An 18,961-nucleotide genomic window follows, 5' to 3' on the forward strand; every position below is an offset into this window, starting at 1 on the left:
GGTAGCGCCGATGGTACTGCAGCCGAAGGGCTGTGGGAGAGTAGGACATCGCCGAACACCTTTTCCGAAGGGCCCGCTAGGGTTGCCAGTTGGCTCCCCTGGCGGGCCTTTCGTGCGTGCAGGACAAGTGAGGTAGGAGGACAGGTGTCCGAGAACGGTCGACGTGACCCGGAGGAAGGCGCGGGGTCCGACCGTCCGCGACGACGGGACTCCGGACCTCGAGACTCAGGAGCCCAGGGGCGTCGCTCCGGCGGCTCCAGCGGCGACAAGCCCGGCTTCGGCAGCGGACGTTCCGAGCGTGGCGGCCGCGGTTACGGGGGACAGGGCAAACCGCGGCGGGACGATCGCGGCGGTAAGCCCCCGTGGCAGAAGGACCAGGGCGGTGCCAAGCCGCGCCGGGACGATCGCGGCTACTCCGGCGGCGGCCGGGATCGGCGCGAGGGCCAGGGCCGCTGGGACGACCGGCGCTCCGGGCCCGGCGGGGACCGGAGTGGCAAGCCGAGCTGGCAACGCGAGGGCGATGGACCGCGTGGTGGTGGCCAAAGCAAACCGTGGCAGAAGGATCGTGGCGGCGCCGGGCAGGGCAAGCCGGCCTGGCAGCGCGACCGCGGGCCGGGCCAGGGCAAACCCTGGCAGAAGGAACGCGACAGCGCGGGTTCGCGCGGGAAGCCCTGGGAGAAGGGCCGCGACAGCTCGGGTGCTCAGGGCAAGTCCTGGGAGCGCGGCCGCAACGGCGAGGGCTCTCGTAAGCCGTGGGAGAAGGATCGCGACAGCGCGGGCTCGCGTGGCAAGCCGTGGGAAAAGGACCGGGACAGCGCGGGCTCGCGTGGCAAGCCTTGGCAGAAGGAACGCGACAGCGCGGGTTCACGTGGCAAGCCGTGGGAAAAGGACCGGGACAGCGCGGGCTCGCGTGGCAAGCCTTGGGAAAAGGACCGCGATAACGCGGGTTCACGTGGCAAGCCTTGGCAGAAGGAACGCGACAGCGCGGGTTCACGCGGGAAGTCTTGGGAACGGGATCGCGACAGCTCGGGCTCCCAGGGCAAGCCTTGGCCGCGGGATCGTGACGATGCGGGGTCGCGGGGCAAGTCATGGCAGAAGGATCGGGACAGCGCGGGATTCCGCGGTTCCCGGGAGGGCAAGCCGTCCTGGAAGGGCGGCGACGACGCCCGGAGCACCCCGCGGGGCAAGTCCGCCCGCGAATCTCGGCGGGAGGACACCCGGCCACCGCGGCAGCGTGACGACGCCGCGCAGACCGTCGACGACGAGACCCTGGCCAAGGAGCTGCTCGAGGCGCCCGAACTTCCCGAGGACATCGAGTTCACCGACCTCGACGAAGAAGCGCGGCGCGAACTGCGCACGCTGCCGAAGGGGCTGGCGGAGACGGTCGGCAAGCACCTGGTCGCGGCGGGCGGCCTGGTCGACGACGACCCCGAGGCCGCACTCGTCCACGCCAGGTACGCCAAGGCGAAGGCGTCCCGGGTGTCCGTGGTCCGGGAGGCGCTCGGGCTGGTCGCGTACCACGCCGGGCACTGGTCGGAGGCGCTTTCCGAACTGCGCGCGGTGCGCCGGATGACCCGGGCCGACACGCACGTGGCGATCATCGCCGACGCCGAACGGGCCCTCGGCCGTCCCGAGCGCGCACTGGATCTGGCCAAGGAGACCAACACCGAGGCGCTGCCCCGGGAGATCCAGGTCGAGCTGCGGATCGTCGCGGCGGGCGCCCGGCGGGATCTGGGCCAGCTCGACGCCGCCGTGGTCTCGCTCCAGGGCGAGGATCTGCGCCCGGAGAAGCGGGATCCGTGGAGTGCCCGGCTCTTCTACGCCTACGCGGACAACCTCGCCGCGGCCGGGCGGCGGGACGAGGCCATCCAGTGGTTCCTGCACGCCGCCGAGGCCGACCTCGAGGAGGAGACGGACGCGGCCGAGCGCGCGGCGGAGCTGGCCGAAAATGAGTGACTCCCTGCTCGCGGTGCACGACGCCGTGCTGCTGGACCTCGACGGGACCGTCTACCACGGGACCCGGTCGATCCCGGGCGTCGCGGAGGTCATCCGGGCCGCGCGCGAGGCGACCGCGGTCCGGTACGTCACCAACAACGCGTCCAAAGCCCCGGGCGAGGTCGCCGCGCACCTGGCGGCCCTCGGGATCGACGCGGACCCGCACGAGGTCAACACCAGCGCGCAGGCCGCGGCCAAGGTGCTCGCCGAACGCCTCCCCGCGGGCGCCGTGGTGCTCGTGGTGGGCACGGCGTCGCTCGAAGCGGAGGTGCGGGCCGTCGGGCTGCGGCCCACGCGGGCGGTGAGCGACGAGGTGGCCGCGGTCGTGCAGGGCCACTCGCCGGAGACCGGCTGGGCGGATCTCGCCGAAGCCTGTCTGGCCATCCGCGGCGGAGCGCTGTGGGTGGCCACCAATGTGGACGCTACGTTGCCGAGTGAACGCGGTCTGTTGCCGGGCAACGGATCCATGGTCACGGCGCTGCGCGCGGCGACCGAGCGGGAACCGGTCGTCGCCGGAAAACCGGCCCGGCCGCTGTTCGAAACCGCGGCCGAATCGGCCGGGGCGAACAAGCCGCTGGTGGTGGGGGACCGGTTGGACACCGATATCGCCGGTGCGGTGGCGGCCGAGCTGGACGCGCTCGTCGTGCTCACCGGGGTGGCCACCCCCGCCCAGCTGCTCGCGGCCGGCGCCGATCGGCGGCCGAAGTACCTGAGCGCGGACCTGACCTCCCTGACCGAACCCGCCGACCTGCTGGAAATCGGCCCGCAGGAGGGCTGGCAGGTGCGCGTGGCCGACGGCGGGCTCACCGTGTCCGTGCGCGGCGGCGGGGACGCCCTCGGCCTGCTGCGGGCGCTGTGCGGGCCCGCCTGGGAGTCCGGCGTCACCACGGTCCGGGCCGCCGACGAAGCCGCCCGCGCCGCCCTCACCGAACTCTCCCTCACCTGATAGGGCTCCGCGCCCCGTTCCGCCGCCACCATCGGTTAGCGTTGAGGGGTGCACGAACCGACCAACCCCGTTCCGCGGCCGGTTCCCGGGCCGCCGCCGGAACCCGTGGGCCAGCCGCAGCAGACCGATCCGCGTGCCGGGATCGCCGAGGCGGTGTCCGGTCTGGAGCAGCTGGACCAGCTGCCGCTCGCCGAACACGTTGAGCGATTCGACGCGGTACACACCGAGCTCACCGTTGCGCTGTCCAGTATCGACAAGGTATGAACCATGGCCCGTAGGGCGCGCCTGGATGCCGAGCTGGTGCGCAGGGGGCTCGCCCGGTCCAGGGAACACGCGAGCACACTGATCAACGAAGGCAAGGTGACCGTGCGAGGCATGGTCGCGAGCAAACCGGCTACCGGCGTCGAGGCCGATGCCGCCATTGTCGTGCGCAGTGCGGACGACCCCGGCTGGGCGTCCCGGGGTGCGCACAAGCTGCTCGGCGCGCTGGCCGAATTCTCCCCGCTCGGCCTGTCCGTGCGCGGAAAGCGGTGCCTCGACGCGGGCGCCTCGACCGGGGGTTTCACCGACGTCCTGCTACGCGAGGGCGCGCGCCAGGTCATCGCGGCGGACGTCGGCCGGGGCCTGCTCGACTGGCGGCTGCGCACCGACGACCGCGTGGTCGTGCTGGACAAGACGAACGTGCGCAACCTCGGACCGGACCAGCTCGGCGGGCCGGTCGACGTGGTGGTGGGGGACCTGTCCTTCATCTCCCTGCGCCTGGTGCTGCCGGCGCTGGCGGCCTGCTCGCTGCCGGACGCCGATCTGGTGCCCATGATCAAACCGCAGTTCGAGGTCGGTAAGGAACGGCTCGGCAGTGGTGGCGTGGTCCGCGATCCGGAACTGCGGGCCCAGGCGGTGCTCGGCGTGCTCGCCGAAGCCGCCGCACTCGGCCTGCGCACCCTGGGCGTGGTGGCGAGCCCGCTGCCCGGGCCGTCGGGAAACGTAGAGTACTTCGTGTGGTTGCGGCGCTCCGCCGACGAGTCCACTGTGGACGATGTGGCACCCGTCGAGCAGCTCGTCCGGGCCGCGGTCAGAGAGGGTCCACAGTGACGAAAGAGCGCGAGGTTCTGCTGGTCGTGCATCCGGACCGGGACGCGACCAGGGATGCGGCCCGCAAGGTCGCGTCCGGACTCGCGACCGCCGGGATCACCCTGCGAGTCCTGGACGACGACGTGCGCGAACTCATCGGCCCGGACGCGGGCGTGGTGGTGGCGCCGGAACGGGATCCCGCCGCGGGCACCGAACTCGTCTTCGTGCTCGGCGGGGACGGCACCCTGTTGCGCGCCGCCGAGCTCGCCCGCCCGGCCGGGGTCGCCGTGCTCGGGGTCAACCTGGGCCGCGTCGGCTTCCTCAGCGAGGCCGATTCGGACGCGGTCGCGGACGCCGTGCACCGGGTGGTGGTCGCCGACTACCAGGTCGAGGAGCGGATGACGATCGACGTCACGGTCGCCGTCAACGGGGACATCGTGGCGCGGACGTGGGCGCTGAACGAGGCGAGCGTGGAGAAGAGCTCCCGCGAGCGGATCCTGGACGCGCTGATCGAGGTGGACGGCCGTCCGGTGTCCTCCTTCGGCTGCGACGGCGTGCTCTGCGCGACGCCGACCGGCTCCACCGCGTACGCGTTCTCCGCCGGGGGACCGATCATCTGGCCGGACGTCGAGGCCCTGCTCGTGGTGCCGAGCAACGCGCACGCGATGTTCTCCCGCCCGCTGGTGGTCTCCCGGGGCTCGGTGATCACCGTCGGCGTCGATCCGGACGGCTCTCCGGCGGTGCTGACCTGCGACGGGCTGCGCCACATCGAGCTGCCCCGGGGCGCGCGGGTGGAGGTGTCCTGCGGGAAGGTGCCGGTCCGCCTGGTCCGGTTGTGGGACCGGCCGTTCACCGACCGGCTGGTGCACAAGTTCTCGCTGCCGGTGAAGAGCTGGCGGGAGCGACACGCCCGGTAGCGCGCACCGATTTTTCACCCCGTTCGAACGTATGAGCGGCCCGTTCATCGCATAATTGATCGGTTACCAGCCGTTCATCGTGCAGGGGAGCGCGGAACGCCGGGGCGTGCCGCTACCGTTGTCCCCGTGCTGGCCGAGATGCGAATCCAGGGCCTCGGAGTCATCGAGGACGCCCTGCTCGAACTGCACCCGGGATTCACCGTGGTCACCGGGGAGACCGGCGCGGGCAAGACGATGGTCGTCAGCGGCCTGCACCTGCTCTCCGGCGGGCGCTCCGAGGCGTCCAAGGTGCGGACCGGGTCCACCAAGGCCGTGGTCGAGGGCAGATTCGAAGGAATCCGCGCCGATCAGGCCATCAAGATCATCAACGACGCGGGTGCGGACATCGACGAGGACGACAGCGTGATCGCGCTGCGCTCGGTCGGCGCCGACGGCCGGTCGCGGGCGCACCTCGGCGGGCGGTCCGTGCCGGTCGGCGTGCTGGCCGACCTGTCCGAGCAACTGCTCGCCGTGCACGGGCAGAACGATCAGCTCCGGCTCCTGCGCCCGGCCGAGCAGCGCGCGGTGATCGACCGGTTCGCCGGGGACGCGGTCGCCGAGCCGCTGGGGGCCTACCGGGCCATCCGGGACGAATGGCTCGCCGTGGTCACCGAGCTCGCCGAACGGTCCAGCCGCTCGCGGGAGATGGCCCAGCAGGCCGATCTGCTGCGCCACGGGCTCGACGAGATCGCCGCGGTCAACCCGCTCGCGGGTGAGGACGCCGAACTCACCGAGGAGATCAAGCGGATGGCCGCGGTGGACGAGCTGCGCACCGCCGCGGGCGCCGCGCAGGCCGCGGTGTCCGGATCGGCCGAAGGGGATCCGGACGTCCCCGGGGCGCTCGGCCTGCTCGCCGAGGCGCGGCGGCGGCTCACCGGCGCGGAGGATTCGGTGCTGCGCGGGCTGGAACCACGGCTCGCCGAGGCCGCGGTGCTGCTCACCGACGTCGGCTCGGAGCTCGGCGCCTACCTCGAATCACTGGAGGCCGACCCGGCCCGGCTGGAACAGGCGCTCGCCCGGCAGGCCGAGCTCAAGCGGCTGACCCGCAAGTACGCGGCCGATGTGGACGGCGTGCTCGCCTGGGCCGAGGACGCCCGGCGCCGACTGTCCACGATGGACACTTCGGAGGAGGCGCTCGCCGCGCTCGCCGAGCGCCGGGACGAACTCGCCGGGCAGCTCGCCGAGTACGCGGCGCAGCTGTCCCGGGTGCGCACCGAAGCCGCCGCCGAACTGGCCCGCGAGATCACCGCCGAACTGTCCGGGCTGGCCATGGGGCAGGCGGAGATCGAGGTCACCGTGCGGCGGCGCCCCGCGGATGCCGAGGACCAGCACGGGCTGGCGGTCGAAGGCGAGCGGGTGCACGCGGGCCCGGACGGCATCGACGACGTGGAACTGCTGCTGCGCGCGCACGGCGGCGCGCCACCGCTGCCGGTGCACAAGGCGGCCTCCGGCGGTGAGCTGTCCCGGGTCATGCTCGCCATCGAGGTGGTGCTCGCGCATGCGGACACCGTGGGAACCCTGGTGTTCGACGAGGTCGACGCCGGGGTCGGCGGCCGCGCCGCGGTCGAGATCGGCCGTCGGCTGGCCCGGCTCGCCCGCAGCCACCAGGTCCTGGTGGTGACCCACCTGCCGCAGGTGGCCGCGTTCGCCGATCAGCACCTGGTGGTGGACAAGGGCACCGCGAAGGGAGTCACCCGGAGCGGGGTCAAGGTGCTGGAACAGTCCGACCGCGTGCTGGAACTGGCCCGGATGCTGGCCGGGATGGACAGCACCGAGACGGGGCGGGCGCACGCGGAGGAACTGCTGGCGGTGGCCGCGTCGGACAAGGAAGCGTTCGCGAAATCCCGCCCGGCCCGGGGAGGCAAGAAGAAGAGCGGTCCCGCCAAACGCGGGAAGTGACTCACCCGGCCGGGGTAGGGGGCGGTACCAGCAATTCGCGATCCCCACAAGTGGCATGCCCATTCTTCGGCGTGGCTAACGTATTCTCATCAGTCCATTTGTCACCATCGGTGGCATGAAGCTCACCGGCTTGCTCTCGCGGAACAACGAGGCTCTCCCCGGCATCACCGGTGTGGCCCGGGTCGATCGGCGCACTCGCGAGCTGCTGCGTAGGGTCGGGCCGGGCGATATCGTCGTGCTCGACCAGCTCGACCTCGACCGGTCCACCGCGGACGCCCTGGTCAAGGCCGAGGTCGCCGGGGTGGTCAACGCGTCGCCGTCGATCTCCGGCAGGTTCCCCAACCTGGGGCCGGAAATCCTGCTCGGCGCGCGGATCCCGCTCATCGACGGGGTGGGCGGTGACCTGCTGCGCAGCGTCAAGGACGGCAGCAAGCTCCGGCTGCACGACGGCGCGGTCTACATCGGCGAGCGCAAGATCGCCTCCGGGGTCGAGCAGACGCGGGAAAGCGTCGCCGACCAGATGATCGAGGCGAAGGCGGGGATGTCCGCCCAGCTCGAAGCGTTCTCCGCGAACACCATCGAGTTCCTCCGCCGGGAGCGCACGCTGATCCTGGACGGGGTCGGCGTGCCCGAGGTCCGCGTCCCGGTGCGGGACCGGCACGTGCTGGTCGTCGCGCCCGGCAAGGGGCACGCGGAAGACCTGAAGAAGCTGAAGAAGTACATCGCGGAGCACCGCCCGGTGCTGGTGGGCGTGGATTCCGGCGCGGACACCCTGCGCGCGCAGCGCTACCGGCCGGACATCATCGTCGGCGATCCGCACGGCATCGACGCCGAAACGCTCAAGAGCGGCGGCGAGGTCGTCGTCCCGGCGCAACCGGACGGGCACGCCCCCGGGGTCGAGCGGATCCAGGATCTCGGGATCGGCGCGGTCACCTTCCCGGCCTCGGGCAACTCCGAAGACCTGGCGCTGCTGCTCGCCGACGCGCACGAGGCGAGCCTGGTGGTCACCGTCGGGTTCCAGGCGACGCTGCGCGAGTTCCTCGACCACGGCCGGTCCGGTTCCAACCCGTCGACCTTCCTCACCCGGCTCAAACTCGGCACGAAACTGGTGGACGGCAAGGCCGTCGCCACGTTGCACCGGAGCCGGGTCTCCGTCGGCGCGATCGTGCTGCTCGTGCTGGCCGCGCTGGTGGTGGTCATCGCCGCGCTGCTGGTGTCCGATGTGGGCGACGTCTACCTGGACTGGGTCGCCGACACCTGGAACTCGTTCACAAGCTGGGTCAAGGGGCTTTTCACGTGATTTCTCTGCGGTACCACATCGTCTCGATCGCCGCGGCCTTCCTGGCCCTCGCCATCGGGGTCGTCCTCGGTTCGACCGCCCTGAACGGCTCGCTGCTGTCCGGGCTCTCGGACGAGAAGGGCAAACTGGGCAACCAGGTTTCCGATCTCGAGGCGCAGAACAACGCGCTGAACGCGCGGCTGGCCGACGCCGATTCCTTCGCCGCCTCGGTGGGGCCGAAGGTCGTGGCGGGCGCGCTGGACAAGCGCTCGGTCGTGCTGGTGACCACCCAGGACGCGCGTCCGGCCGACCGGGACGCGCTCAAGCAGTTCGTCGGCCAGTCCGGCGCCACGGTGACCGGGGAAATCCAGCTCACCGAGGCCTTCGCCGACCCGGCCAAGGCGGACCAGCTGCGCCAGGTGGTGACCCGGCTGCAGCCCGCGGGGGTCCAGTTCCCGACCGCCGGTGACCCGGGCACGCTGTCCGGCGCGCTGCTCGGCTCGGTGCTGCTGCTGAACAAGGATTCGGCGAAACCGCAGTCGTCCCCGGAGGAACTGGCCGCCGCGCTCGGCGGGCTCACCGACGGCGGTTTCGTGAAGCCGAGCCAGGACGTGAAACCCGCCCAGCTGGCCGTCGTGCTGACCGGCGGGAAGGCCACCGGGGACGGGGCCGGGGACAAGGCCGCCACCCTCGCCCGGTTCGCCGCACAGCTCGACCGCTCGGGCGCCGGCACCGCGCTCGTCGGCGACCCGGCTTCGGCCGAGGGCACCGGCGCGATCGGCGTCGCGCGCGCCGACACCTCGGTCACCTCGATTCTGTCCACAGTGGACAACGTGGACACGGCGGCCGGGCGGATCGCGACGATCCTGACGTTGCAGGAACAACTCGACGGCAAGTCGGGCCGCTACGGCATCGCCGGCAACGCGCAGGCTCCGGCCCCCGGCATCACCCAGCCCGGCAGCTAACCCCCGCCCGGCTGCCGGGCTGGGCTCCCCACTGTGGCAGGATGCGCCGGGTGCGTTTCTATGCCGATCTGCACATTCACTCGAAGTACTCCAGGGCTTGCAGCAAGGACTGCGATCTCGAGCATCTGACCTGGTGGGCGCGCCGCAAGGGCATCACGCTGGTGGGCACCGGCGACTTCACCCATCCTGCCTGGTTCGAGCACCTGCGGGAGTGCCTCGTGCCCGCGGAACCCGGGCTGTTCCGGCTGCGTGCGGATCTGGACGCCGACATCGTTCGCAAGCTGCCGCCGAGCTGTGCCGCCGGGGAAGTGCGGTTCATGCTCTCGGTGGAGATTTCCACGATCTACAAGCGGGCCGAGCGCACCCGCAAGGTCCACCACCTGGTGTACGTCCCGGATTTCGACGCGGCGGCGGAGTTCAACCGCAGGCTGGGGAAGATCGGGAACCTCGGCTCCGACGGGCGGCCGATCCTCGGGCTGGATTCCCGGGATCTGCTGGAGATCGCACTGGAGAGCGGCGAAGGTTCGTACCTGGTGCCCGCGCACGTGTGGACGCCGTGGTTCGCCGTGCTCGGTTCCAAGTCCGGGTTCGACGCGATCGAGGACTGCTACGCCGATCTGGCCGGTCACGTGTTCGCGCTGGAGACCGGGTTGTCCAGCGATCCGGCGATGAACTGGCGGATTTCCGGGCTGGACCGGTATCGGCTGGTCAGCAATTCCGACGCGCATTCGCCGCCGATGCTCGGCCGCGAGGCGACCGTATTCGACACCGGCCTCGACTACTTCGCGATCAAACGCTCGCTGGAGACCGGCGACGGGCACGCGGGCTCGGTCGAATTCTTTCCCGAGGAAGGGAAATACCACGTCGACGGGCACCGCAAATGCGGGGTCCGGATGGAACCGGCGGAAACGCGCGAGCACGGCGGTCTCTGCCCCGAATGCGGAAAACCGCTCACCGTGGGGGTGTTGAGCCGGGTCGAGGAGCTGGCCGACCGGCCCGAGGGCGCGCGGGTGCCGGGCGCCGCCGATTTCCGCAGCCTGGTGCCGTTGCCGGAAATCATGAGCGAGATTCTCGGCGTGGGGCCGAAGAGCAAGAAGGTGCTCGGCGAGATCGACAAGCTCACCGCCGCGTTCGGGCCCGAGCTGACGATCCTGGACGAAGTGCCGGTCGACGACCTGGGCCGGAACTCGACGCTGCTCGGTGAGGCCATCACGCGGTTGCGGCGCGGCGAGGTGATCCGGGACGCCGGGTACGACGGCGAGTACGGGGTCATCCGGCTGTTCGAGCCCGATGAGCTGAAGAAGGCCAGCGCGGTCAGCGCGCCGGGCCTGTTCGACGACGGATTGTTCGCGACGGAAGAACCCGAACCGGAGAAGCCGAAGCGGAAGGCGGTCCAGCCCGCGAAAGCGGCGGCGGACCCCGCCCCGGCCGAGGCGCCGCGCGCGGAGCCGGGTTCGCTGCTCGACGGGCTCGATCCGGATCAGCGGGCGGCCGCCGAGGTCGAGGGCGGTCCGCTGCTGATCATCGCCGGACCCGGGACCGGGAAGACGCGGACGCTGACCCACCGCATCGCACATCTGGTGCGGGACCGGGGTGTCGCGCCGGAGCACTGCCTGGCGATCACCTTCACCCGCCGCGCCGCCGAGGAACTCACCGAACGGCTCGAAGCACTGGTCGGCCCGGACGCGCGGAACCTCACCGTCGCCACGTTCCACGCGCTCGGCGTGCGGATCCTGCGGGAGCATCACGACCGGGCGGGATTGAGCGCGGACTTCCGCATCGCGGACCAGGCGCGCCAGCTCGAGGTGCTCACCGAGGTGACCGGGGACGAGAAGGGCGCCCGCCGCCTGCTCACCGCCCTGTCGAAGCTGCGCCGCACCGGTTCGTCCGCGGAGCCGGAACTCGCCGACGTCCTCGACCGGTACGGCAAGGCGCTGCGCCAGCGGGACCTGGTCGACTTCGACGAACTCGTCGCGTTGCCGGTCGCGCTGCTGGAATCCGAGCCGGAGCTCGCGGCGGCCTACCGCGAGCGGTACCGCTGGATCTCGGTGGACGAGTACCAGGACGTCGACGAACTGCAGTACCGGCTGCTGCGGTCGCTCGCCCCGGCGGACGGCAACCTCACCGCGATCGGCGATCCGGATCAGGCGATCTACCGGTTCCGCGGCGCCGACGTCGGATTCTTCCTGCGCTTCCGCCAGGATTTCCCGGCGGCGCGGCAGGTCCAGCTCACCCGGAACTACCGGTCCAGCGCGAACATCCTCACCGCTTCGCTGCAGGCGATCGCGCCGGCGACCCTGGTGCCGGACCGCGAGCTGAAACCGATGGGCTCGCACGGCGAGGCCATGGTCGGCCTGCACCACGCGGCCACCGAACAAGCCGAGGCGGCCTTCGTGGCGCGGACGATCGACCAGGTGCTCGGCGGCTCGTCGTTCCACTCGCTGGACAGCGGCCGGGTGGTCTCGGACGGCACGCAGGGCTTGGACTTCTCCGATTTCGCCGTGCTGTACCGCACCGATCGGCAGGCCCGGGCCGTGATGGACGCGCTGACCCAGGCCGGGCTGCCGTTCCAGAAAAGATCACACGATCGGCTGGTGGACCGTCCCGGGGTGGACGGCATCCTCGCCGAACTGGCGTTCGTTCCGGAGCAGGGCGCGGAAGGGTCCGTGCTGTATCGGGTGCGCCGGGCCGCCGACGTGCTGCTCGAACGGATTCCGCCGGGCGAGCCGGAGGACGCGGCCGCCGAGATCCACTCCGCGGTCGACCTGCTCACCCCGCTGGCCACCCGGTGCGAGCACGATCTGGCGCGGTTCCGCACCGAACTCATCCTCGGGGTCGAGGTGGACACCTGGGATCCCCGGGCGGACCGGGTTTCGCTGCTGACCCTGCACGCCGCCAAGGGGCTGGAGTTCCCGGTGGTGTTCGTGGTCGGCTGCGAGGACGGCCTGCTGCCGTTGCGCTGGCCGGGCGGGGAACCGGAGCAGGACGAGATCGACGAGGAACGCAGGCTGCTGTTCGTCGGCATGACCCGCGCGCAACGGCATCTGTACCTCAGCCACGCGGCCGAACGGTTCCGGCAGGGCGCCACCCGGGAGGCGACCCGCTCCCCGTTCCTCGACGACCTCGCCCCGGACGCCTACGAGAAGATCGGCGGGACCCAGCGCCGCAAACCGCGTGACACCCAGCTGCGCCTCCTCTAGGCGAGCATCCCGGCCCAGGCGTCGACGAAGCCGGGGAAGGTTTTCCCGACCGTGGCGGGGTTTTCCACCTCGATCCCGGCGGCGCGCAGGCCCAGGACCGCGCCCGCCATCACCAGCCGGTGGTCGTCGTAGGTGTGGAACACGCCGCCGTGCACCGGAGCCGGGGTGATCCGCAGCCCGTCCTCGGTGTCGGCGACCTCGGCGCCGAGCGCGGACAGTTCGGTCGCCAGCGCGGCCAGCCGGTCGGTCTCGTGCCCGCGCAGGTGCGCGACGCCGGAAATGACCGAGGGGCCGTCCGCGAAGCACAGCAGCGCGGCGATCACCGGGGTGAGTTCGCCGACCTCGTGCAGGTCCAGCGTCGCCCCGGGCACCCGGCCGGTGCCGGTGACGGTCAGGCCGTCCGCGTCGAGCTGGGCCTCCTGCCCGAGTTCGGCGAGCAGGCCGCGCAGCCAGTCCCCGGGCTGCGTGGTGCGTTCCGGCCAGCCGCCGACCCGGACCGTGCCGCCGGTGAGCGCGGGGGCGACCACGAACGGCGCCGCGGTCGAGAGGTCCGGCTCCACGGTGTAATCCGGGCAGGACAGGCGGGCGGGCGGCACGTGGAACACCGTGCCGTCGCGTTCCGGGGCCGCCCCGAACCGGCGCAGCAGGTCCAGGGTCATCGCGATGTGCGGTTCGCTCGGCGGGGCGTCGCCCACCAGGCGGACGGTCACGCCCTCGGCGAAGGCGGGGCCGGCGAGCAGCAGCGCGGACAGGAACTGGCTCGACGCCGAGGAATCCAGTTCGACCTCGCCGCCGCGCACCCCGCCCTGGCCGCGCACGGTGAACGGCGGCGCGCCCCGCCCGTCGTCGTCGATCTCCATGCCCAGCCGCCGCAGCGCGTCCAGCAGCGGCGCGATCGGCCGCCGCCGGATCGCCTCGTCGCCGTCGAAGCGGACCGCGCGCGCACCCAGCCCGGCCAGCGCCGGGGTGAACCGCGCGACCGTGCCCGCGTTGCCCAGCACGACCGACACCGGGTCGTCACCCTCCGCAGCGATCGGCCGGATGAGCACCCCCTCGGGCGTGGTTTCGCAGCCCCCGCCGAGCGCCGAAACCGCGCCCAGCATCAGCCTCGTGTCGCGGGAATCGAGCGGCGTGCGCACCAGGGTGGGCTCGCCGGCCAGCGCGGCCAGGACGTAGGCCCGGTTCGTGATGGACTTCGAACCGGGAACCCGGACGCTCGCGTCGAGCGGACCCGGCGCGACCGGGGCCTTCCAGGTGTTTTCCGGTGCGACTGGCTCGGGCACGATGCCTCTCTCAGGGGTCGACGGGACTTGCCAGGGCGAGGCTACCGAGCGCGTCGCGGGACGTGCGATAAGGTGGAAGCCCGTGGGACTTCAGCCGCGGACAGCCAAGTATGTCTTTGTCACCGGAGGCGTCGCCTCCTCTCTGGGTAAGGGACTGACCGCCTCAAGCTTGGGGCAGCTCCTTACCGCTCGTGGACTCAGAGTCACGATGCAGAAACTCGACCCGTATCTCAACGTGGATCCGGGCACCATGAACCCGTTCCAGCACGGCGAAGTCTTCGTCACCGACGACGGCGCCGAGACCGATCTCGACATCGGCCACTACGAGCGGTTCCTCGACCGCGACCTCACCGGTTCGGCCAACGTGACCACCGGCCAGGTCTACTCCGAGGTGATCGCGAAGGAGCGGCGCGGCGAGTACCTCGGCGACACGGTCCAGGTGATCCCGCACATCACCGACGAGATCAAGTCCCGGATCACCGCGGTCGCCGAATCGGACGGCACCGGGCTGCGGCCCGACGTGGTCATCACCGAGGTCGGCGGCACGGTCGGTGACATCGAGTCGCTGCCGTTCCTGGAAGCCTGCCGCCAGGTCCGCCACGACGTCGGCCGGGACAACTGCTTCTTCCTGCACGTCTCCCTGGTGCCCTACCTCGCGCCGTCGGGGGAGCTGAAGACCAAGCCCACCCAGCACTCGGTGGCCGCCCTGCGCAACATCGGCATCCAGCCCGACGCGCTGGTGTGCCGCGCCGATCGGGACCTGCCGGACGATCTCAAGCGCAAGATCGGCCTGATGTGCGACGTGGACACCGAAGCGGTCATCGCCTGCCCGGACGCGCCGTCGATCTACGACATCCCGAAGGTGCTGCACGGCGAGGCGCTGGACGCCTACGTGGTGCGCCGCCTCGGGCTGCCGTTCCGCGACGTGGACTGGACGGTGTGGGGCGATCTGCTCGACCGCGTGCACAACCCGGCGGAAACCGTGCGGGTCGCGGTGGTCGGCAAGTACATCGACCTGCCGGACGCCTACCTCTCGGTGACCGAGGCGCTGCGGGCCGGTGGGTTCGCGCACCGGGCGAAGGTGGAGATCGTCTGGGTCGCCTCAGACCGGTGCTCGACGCCCGCGGGCGCCTCGGCCGCACTGTCCGATGTGGATGGTGTGCTGGTGCCCGGCGGGTTCGGCGTGCGCGGGATCGAGGGCAAGATCGGCGCCATCACCTACGCGCGCACCCGCGGCATCCCGGTGCTCGGCCTGTGCCTGGGCCTGCAGTGCATGGTGATCGACGCGGCGCGGAACCTGGCCGGGATCGAGGGCGCGAACTCCGCCGAGTTCGACGAGAACACCGAGCACCCGGTGATCTCCACCATGGCCGACCAGCGCGACGTGGTCGCGGGGGAGCGGGACATGGGCGGCACCATGCGACTCGGCGCGTACCCGGCGAAGCTGATCCCGGGTTCGCAGGTCGCCAAGGCCTACGGCACGAACGAGGTTTCCGAGCGGCACCGGCACCGGTACGAGGTGAACAACGCCTACCGCAAGCGGCTCTCCGATGCCGGGCTGGTCTTCTCCGGCACGTCCCCGGACGACCGCCTGGTCGAGTTCGTCGAGCTGTCGAGCGAGCTGCACCCGTTCTTCGTCGGCACCCAGGCGCATCCGGAACTGAAGAGCCGGCCGACCCGCCCGCATCCGCTGTTCGACGCGTTCGTGCGCGCGGTGGTGCGGTACCGGACGGCCGACCGGCTGCCGGTCGAACTGCCCGAGTCGCCGGTGGGTGCCCGGTGAGCGAACCGGGCACCCACGAGTTCCGGGTGGCGTCCACGAAGGACGTCCACATCGGACGCGTGGTCGGGTTGCGCATCGACGAGGTGGTCATGCCGGACGGCAGCACCGCCCGCCGCGAGGTCGTCGAACACCTCGGCGCGGTGGCGATCGCCGCGGTGGACGACGACGGCGCGATCACGCTGATCCACCAGTACCGCCACCCGCTGGGGCACCGGCTGTGGGAACTCCCGGCCGGGCTCCTCGACCACGAGGGCGAGGATCCGGTCGCCGCGGCCGGCCGGGAACTGGCCGAGGAGGCCGGGCTGGCCGCGTCCCGCTGGGAGACCCTCGTCGACGTGGCGGCCTCGCCCGGGTTCACCGACGAGGTGGTCCGGGTGTTCCTCGCCCGCGATCTGTCCGAAGTGGACAGGGAGGTGCTCGGCGAGGAGGAGGCGGATCTGGTGATCCGCAAGGTGCCGCTGCCCGAGGCCGTCGCGATGGCCCTGGGCGGCGAACTGGTGAACGGCGCGACCGTGGGCGGGGTGCTCGCCGCGCACGCCGTCTTGTCCGGGGCCGCCACGCCACGGCCCGCCGACGCGCCGTGGCGGGACCGCCCGTCGCGGTTCGCGCGGCGCGGGGTCAGTTAGCCAGCCGCCGGCCCTGCGCGTCGGTGCCGCCGCCCGCCAGCAACAGGATTCCGTCGATCAATGGCCAGAGGGCGCCGACGCCGAAGGTGAGCAGCGTGACCAGCAGCTGGGCGACGGCCAGCCCGGTGTGCCCGGTGTAGAAGCGACCGGTGCCGAACGGCAGCACCACCTGCAGGACCCCGGCGAGCACCTGGGACTTCGGGGACGCGGTCGCCGGCGACATCGGCGGCCGCGGTGCGGGCGCCCAGCTCATCGGTGGCGGCCCGAACCCCGGTGGCGGCAGCAGGAAAGCCGGGTGCGGGGCGGGCAGATCGCCGAACAGCTCGCGGATGTCGGCCCGCACGGTGGCGGCGAGCGCTGCGGAGACCCGGGCCTCGTATTCGTCGACCGTCAGCCGCCCCTCGGCGAAGTGGTCGGACAGGAGGCGGTTGGCCTCTTCCCGCTCGGCCGTGCCGACACGCATGGCGTCCGGGTCGGGCTGGCTCGGCATAACGTCACTTTACCCGCGGAAGGGGAGCACGAGCGGGCCGTTCGTGCCTAGAGTGTGCCCGTGGCGAATGCGGGTACCGAGGTGACCCAGGTGGTCGCGGCCTATCTCGATCACCTCACCGTCGAACGGGGCACGGCGCGAAACACGCTGGACAGCTACTCCCGAGATCTGCGGCGCTATGCCGCCCACCTGCGGGGAGCCGGGGTCACCGATTTCCGCCGGGTCACCGAGGCGGAGGTGACCGCGTTCGCCGTCGCGCTGCGCGAAGGCGACGACGAGCACCAGCCGCTGGCCGTGTCGTCGGCCGCGCGGGCGCTGGTCGCGGTGCGGGGCCTGCACAAGTTCGCGCACGTCGACGGCATCACCGAGGACGATCCCGCCCGTGAGGTGCGCCCGCCCGCCGCGGCGAAACGCCTGCCCAAGGCGCTGCCGGTGGACGACGTGCTGCGCCTGCTGGACATGCCGCCGGCCGAAGGGGAGCGGCCGCTGCGCGATCGCGCGCTGCTCGAACTGCTCTACTCCACCGGCGCCCGGATCTCCGAGGCCGTCGGGCTGGACCTGGACGACATCGACGACGCGGAACGCACGGTCCTGCTCGACGGCAAGGGTGGCAAGCAGCGCCTGGTGCCGATCGGCAAACCCGCGATCGACGCGGTGCAGGCCTATCTGGTGCGGGCGCGACCGGCGCTGGCGAAACGCGGCCGGGGCAGCCCCGCGGTGTTCCTCAACTCCCGGGGCAGCCGGTTGTCGCGGCAGAGCGCGTGGCAGGTGCTGAAGACGAACGCCGAGCGGGCCGGGATCTCGGCCAGCGTCTCGCCGCACACGCTGCGGCACTCGTTCGCGACCCATCTGCTGGAGGGCGGCGCGGACGTGCGCGTGGTCCAGGAACTGCTCGGCCACGCCTCGGTGACGACGACCCAGGTCTACACGCTGGTCACGGTGAACACGCTCCGTGAGATTTATGCGACCGCCCATCCGAGGGCATTGGGATAAGAGACAAGTCGTCTTCGGCGAGCCGCTTTGGCCGAGATCCGCAGGCCGGAATAGGCTGCCGAGGACCCCGCCAACGAGGAGCTTTCGCGCTATGTCGACACCAGAGCCGCCGGCCCGGTCGACCACTGCCGCAAGTTCGGCGGCGGCGAACCTGCAAAACCTCACCATCGCCACCGAGGGTGACGTCGATTCCGTGGAGTCTGTTCTGCCCGCCACCAAGGAGAAGTCGAAGGATCGGGTAGGCCCGACCGGACGACCGTACCGCCCGATCCCCGAGCCGCCGCTGCTGGCCGAACACGGCCCCGCCACGGTGCTCGCCATGTGCAACCAGAAAGGTGGCGTCGGCAAGACCACCTCGACCATCAACCTCGGGGCGGCGCTCGCCGAATGCGGCCGCCGGGTGCTGCTGGTGGACTTCGATCCCCAGGGCGCGCTCTCGGTCGGCCTCGGCGTCCAGCCGCACGAGCTGGACGCGACCGTCTACAACGCGATCATGGAACGGTCGGTCAACGCGGCCGATGTCCTGCGACAGACCTCCGTCGAGGGCATGGACCTGCTGCCGAGCAACATCGACCTGTCCGCCGCCGAGGTGCAGTTGGTCGCCGAGGTGGGGCGCGAGCACACGTTACTCCGGGTACTGCAACCGGTCATGAACGGCTACGACTATGTTTTGGTCGACTGCCAGCCATCGCTCGGGTTGCTCACGGTGAACGCGCTGACCGCCGCGGACGGCGTGATCATCCCGCTGGAGTGCGAGTTCTTCAGTTTGCGTGGCGTGGCGTTGCTGATCGACACGATCGAGAAGGTGCGCGAGCGGTTGAACCCGAAACTGGACATCACCGGGATCCTCGCCACCATGTTCGATCCTAGGACGCTGCACTCGAAGGAGGTCATGGCGCGCGTGGTGGAGGCATTCGGCGACATCGTGTTCGACACGGTGATCAACCGCACGGTGCGGTTCCCGGAAACCACGGTGGCCGGAGAACCGATCACCAGATGGGCACCGAAATCGGCCGGCGCGGCCGCGTATCGCCAGCTGGCTCGTGAGGTGATCGCCCGGTGAGCAGGCGAGCCTCGCTGCCCGGGGCTTCGGAACTGTTCCGCCTGACCAGTAGCCCCGCCCTCGACACCCCGGCCATGGTCGAGCCGTCCACTGTGGACCAACCGCAGCCGAAGCCGAGTCAGAACGGGCGCAAGGAACAGCTGGCCACCTCCGGCGCCACCCGGCGCGGTTCGGGCCGCCAGAAGCACGATGCGAAGATCACCGTCTACGTTTCCGGGGACGAACTGCTCGCGATGGAGCAGGCCCGGCTGAACCTGCGGGCCGCGCACGACCTGGTGGTCGATCGCGGTCGGCTGGTCCGGGAGGCGGTCGCGGTGCTGCTTGCCGACTTCGACGCGCACGGGGCGGAATCGGTGCTGGTACAGCGATTGCGCGAAGGCGGAGTCGACGCCGGGGAAGCAGCGAACTAGGA

At 71.4% G+C, this 18,961-nt stretch carries 16 protein-coding genes; 14 read left to right on the forward strand and 2 right to left on the reverse strand.

Going from position 1 to position 18,961, the window contains the following annotated elements:
• Positions 1 to 144 precede the first annotated feature (144 nt).
• From FXO23_RS50845 to FXO23_RS31425, 9 genes are all read left to right on the forward strand, one after another.
• Entirely contained in the window at positions 145 to 1,956 is a 1,812-nt protein-coding gene (locus tag FXO23_RS50845) for a hypothetical protein (RefSeq protein ID WP_179956927.1), read from the forward strand.
• Positions 1,949 to 2,941 (forward strand): HAD-IIA family hydrolase, encoded by a 993-nt coding sequence (locus tag FXO23_RS31390; protein WP_158889115.1) that lies wholly within the window; start codon positions 1,949 to 1,951, stop codon positions 2,939 to 2,941. The genes FXO23_RS50845 and FXO23_RS31390 overlap by 8 nt, the downstream gene beginning before the upstream one ends.
• A gap of 48 nt (positions 2,942 to 2,989) precedes the next feature.
• Positions 2,990 to 3,205, forward strand: coding sequence for a hypothetical protein (locus FXO23_RS31395; protein ID WP_158889116.1), 216 nt, complete (start codon positions 2,990 to 2,992; stop codon positions 3,203 to 3,205).
• 3 nt (positions 3,206 to 3,208) lie between these two features.
• Positions 3,209 to 4,033: a TlyA family RNA methyltransferase gene (locus FXO23_RS31400; RefSeq protein ID WP_158889117.1), complete on the forward strand. Its 825-nt coding sequence runs from the start codon at positions 3,209 to 3,211 to the stop codon at positions 4,031 to 4,033.
• The gene (locus tag FXO23_RS31405; protein ID WP_158889118.1) at positions 4,030 to 4,929 is read left to right on the forward strand and encodes an NAD kinase; all 900 of its coding nucleotides are present in this window, start codon (positions 4,030 to 4,032) and stop codon (positions 4,927 to 4,929) included. The genes FXO23_RS31400 and FXO23_RS31405 overlap by 4 nt, the downstream gene beginning before the upstream one ends.
• Before the next feature lie 126 nt (positions 4,930 to 5,055).
• Positions 5,056 to 6,867, forward strand: coding sequence for a DNA repair protein RecN (recN, locus tag FXO23_RS31410; RefSeq protein ID WP_179956928.1), 1,812 nt, complete (start codon positions 5,056 to 5,058; stop codon positions 6,865 to 6,867).
• A gap of 115 nt (positions 6,868 to 6,982) precedes the next feature.
• Complete coding sequence (gene steA, locus FXO23_RS31415) at positions 6,983 to 8,167, forward strand: putative cytokinetic ring protein SteA (protein WP_158889119.1); 1,185 nt, start codon at positions 6,983 to 6,985, stop codon at positions 8,165 to 8,167.
• Positions 8,164 to 9,111 carry a copper transporter gene (locus FXO23_RS31420; RefSeq protein WP_158889120.1) on the forward strand — a complete coding sequence of 316 codons (948 nt, stop codon included), beginning with the start codon at positions 8,164 to 8,166 and terminating at the stop codon, positions 9,109 to 9,111. Before steA ends, FXO23_RS31420 begins: the two co-directional genes overlap by 4 nt.
• 41 nt (positions 9,112 to 9,152) lie before the next feature.
• Entirely contained in the window at positions 9,153 to 12,311 is a 3,159-nt protein-coding gene (locus FXO23_RS31425; protein ID WP_246258123.1) for a UvrD-helicase domain-containing protein, read from the forward strand.
• Here FXO23_RS31425 and aroA read toward each other — a convergent pair.
• On the reverse strand, positions 12,308 to 13,594 hold the full coding sequence (gene aroA, locus FXO23_RS31430) for a 3-phosphoshikimate 1-carboxyvinyltransferase (RefSeq protein ID WP_158889121.1): 1,287 nt from the start codon (positions 13,592 to 13,594) through the stop codon (positions 12,308 to 12,310). The two genes, FXO23_RS31425 and aroA, sit on opposite strands and share 4 nt — an antisense overlap.
• Positions 13,595 to 13,676: 82 nt before the next feature.
• On the opposite strand from aroA, the gene pyrG reads away from it, so the two are divergent.
• The gene (pyrG, locus tag FXO23_RS31435) at positions 13,677 to 15,377 is read left to right on the forward strand and encodes a CTP synthase (RefSeq protein ID WP_158889122.1); all 1,701 of its coding nucleotides are present in this window, start codon (positions 13,677 to 13,679) and stop codon (positions 15,375 to 15,377) included.
• Positions 15,374 to 16,003, forward strand: a complete 630-nt coding sequence (locus tag FXO23_RS31440) for an NUDIX domain-containing protein (protein ID WP_158889123.1) — start codon at positions 15,374 to 15,376, stop codon at positions 16,001 to 16,003. Before pyrG ends, FXO23_RS31440 begins: the two co-directional genes overlap by 4 nt.
• Here FXO23_RS31440 and FXO23_RS31445 read toward each other — a convergent pair.
• A complete protein-coding gene (locus tag FXO23_RS31445) occupies positions 15,996 to 16,493 on the reverse strand; it encodes a DUF1707 domain-containing protein (protein WP_158889124.1) in 498 nt (165 codons plus the stop codon). The two genes, FXO23_RS31440 and FXO23_RS31445, sit on opposite strands and share 8 nt — an antisense overlap.
• Before the next feature lie 90 nt (positions 16,494 to 16,583).
• Between FXO23_RS31445 and xerD the strand changes: the two genes are divergently transcribed.
• The 3 genes from xerD (at position 16,584) to FXO23_RS31460 (ending at position 18,959) form a co-directional block, all read left to right on the forward strand.
• Complete coding sequence (gene xerD, locus FXO23_RS31450; RefSeq protein WP_158889211.1) at positions 16,584 to 17,486, forward strand: site-specific tyrosine recombinase XerD; 903 nt, start codon at positions 16,584 to 16,586, stop codon at positions 17,484 to 17,486.
• 91 nt (positions 17,487 to 17,577) lie between these two features.
• On the forward strand, positions 17,578 to 18,549 hold the full coding sequence (locus FXO23_RS31455) for a ParA family protein (RefSeq protein WP_158889125.1): 972 nt from the start codon (positions 17,578 to 17,580) through the stop codon (positions 18,547 to 18,549).
• Positions 18,546 to 18,959: a cobyrinic acid a,c-diamide synthase gene (locus FXO23_RS31460; protein WP_158889126.1), complete on the forward strand. Its 414-nt coding sequence runs from the start codon at positions 18,546 to 18,548 to the stop codon at positions 18,957 to 18,959. The genes FXO23_RS31455 and FXO23_RS31460 overlap by 4 nt, the downstream gene beginning before the upstream one ends.
• Positions 18,960 to 18,961 lie beyond the last annotated feature (2 nt).

Origin of the sequence: Amycolatopsis anabasis (assembly GCF_009765355.1) — a bacterium.
Taxonomy (GTDB): Bacteria; Actinomycetota; Actinomycetes; order Mycobacteriales; family Pseudonocardiaceae; genus Amycolatopsis; species Amycolatopsis anabasis.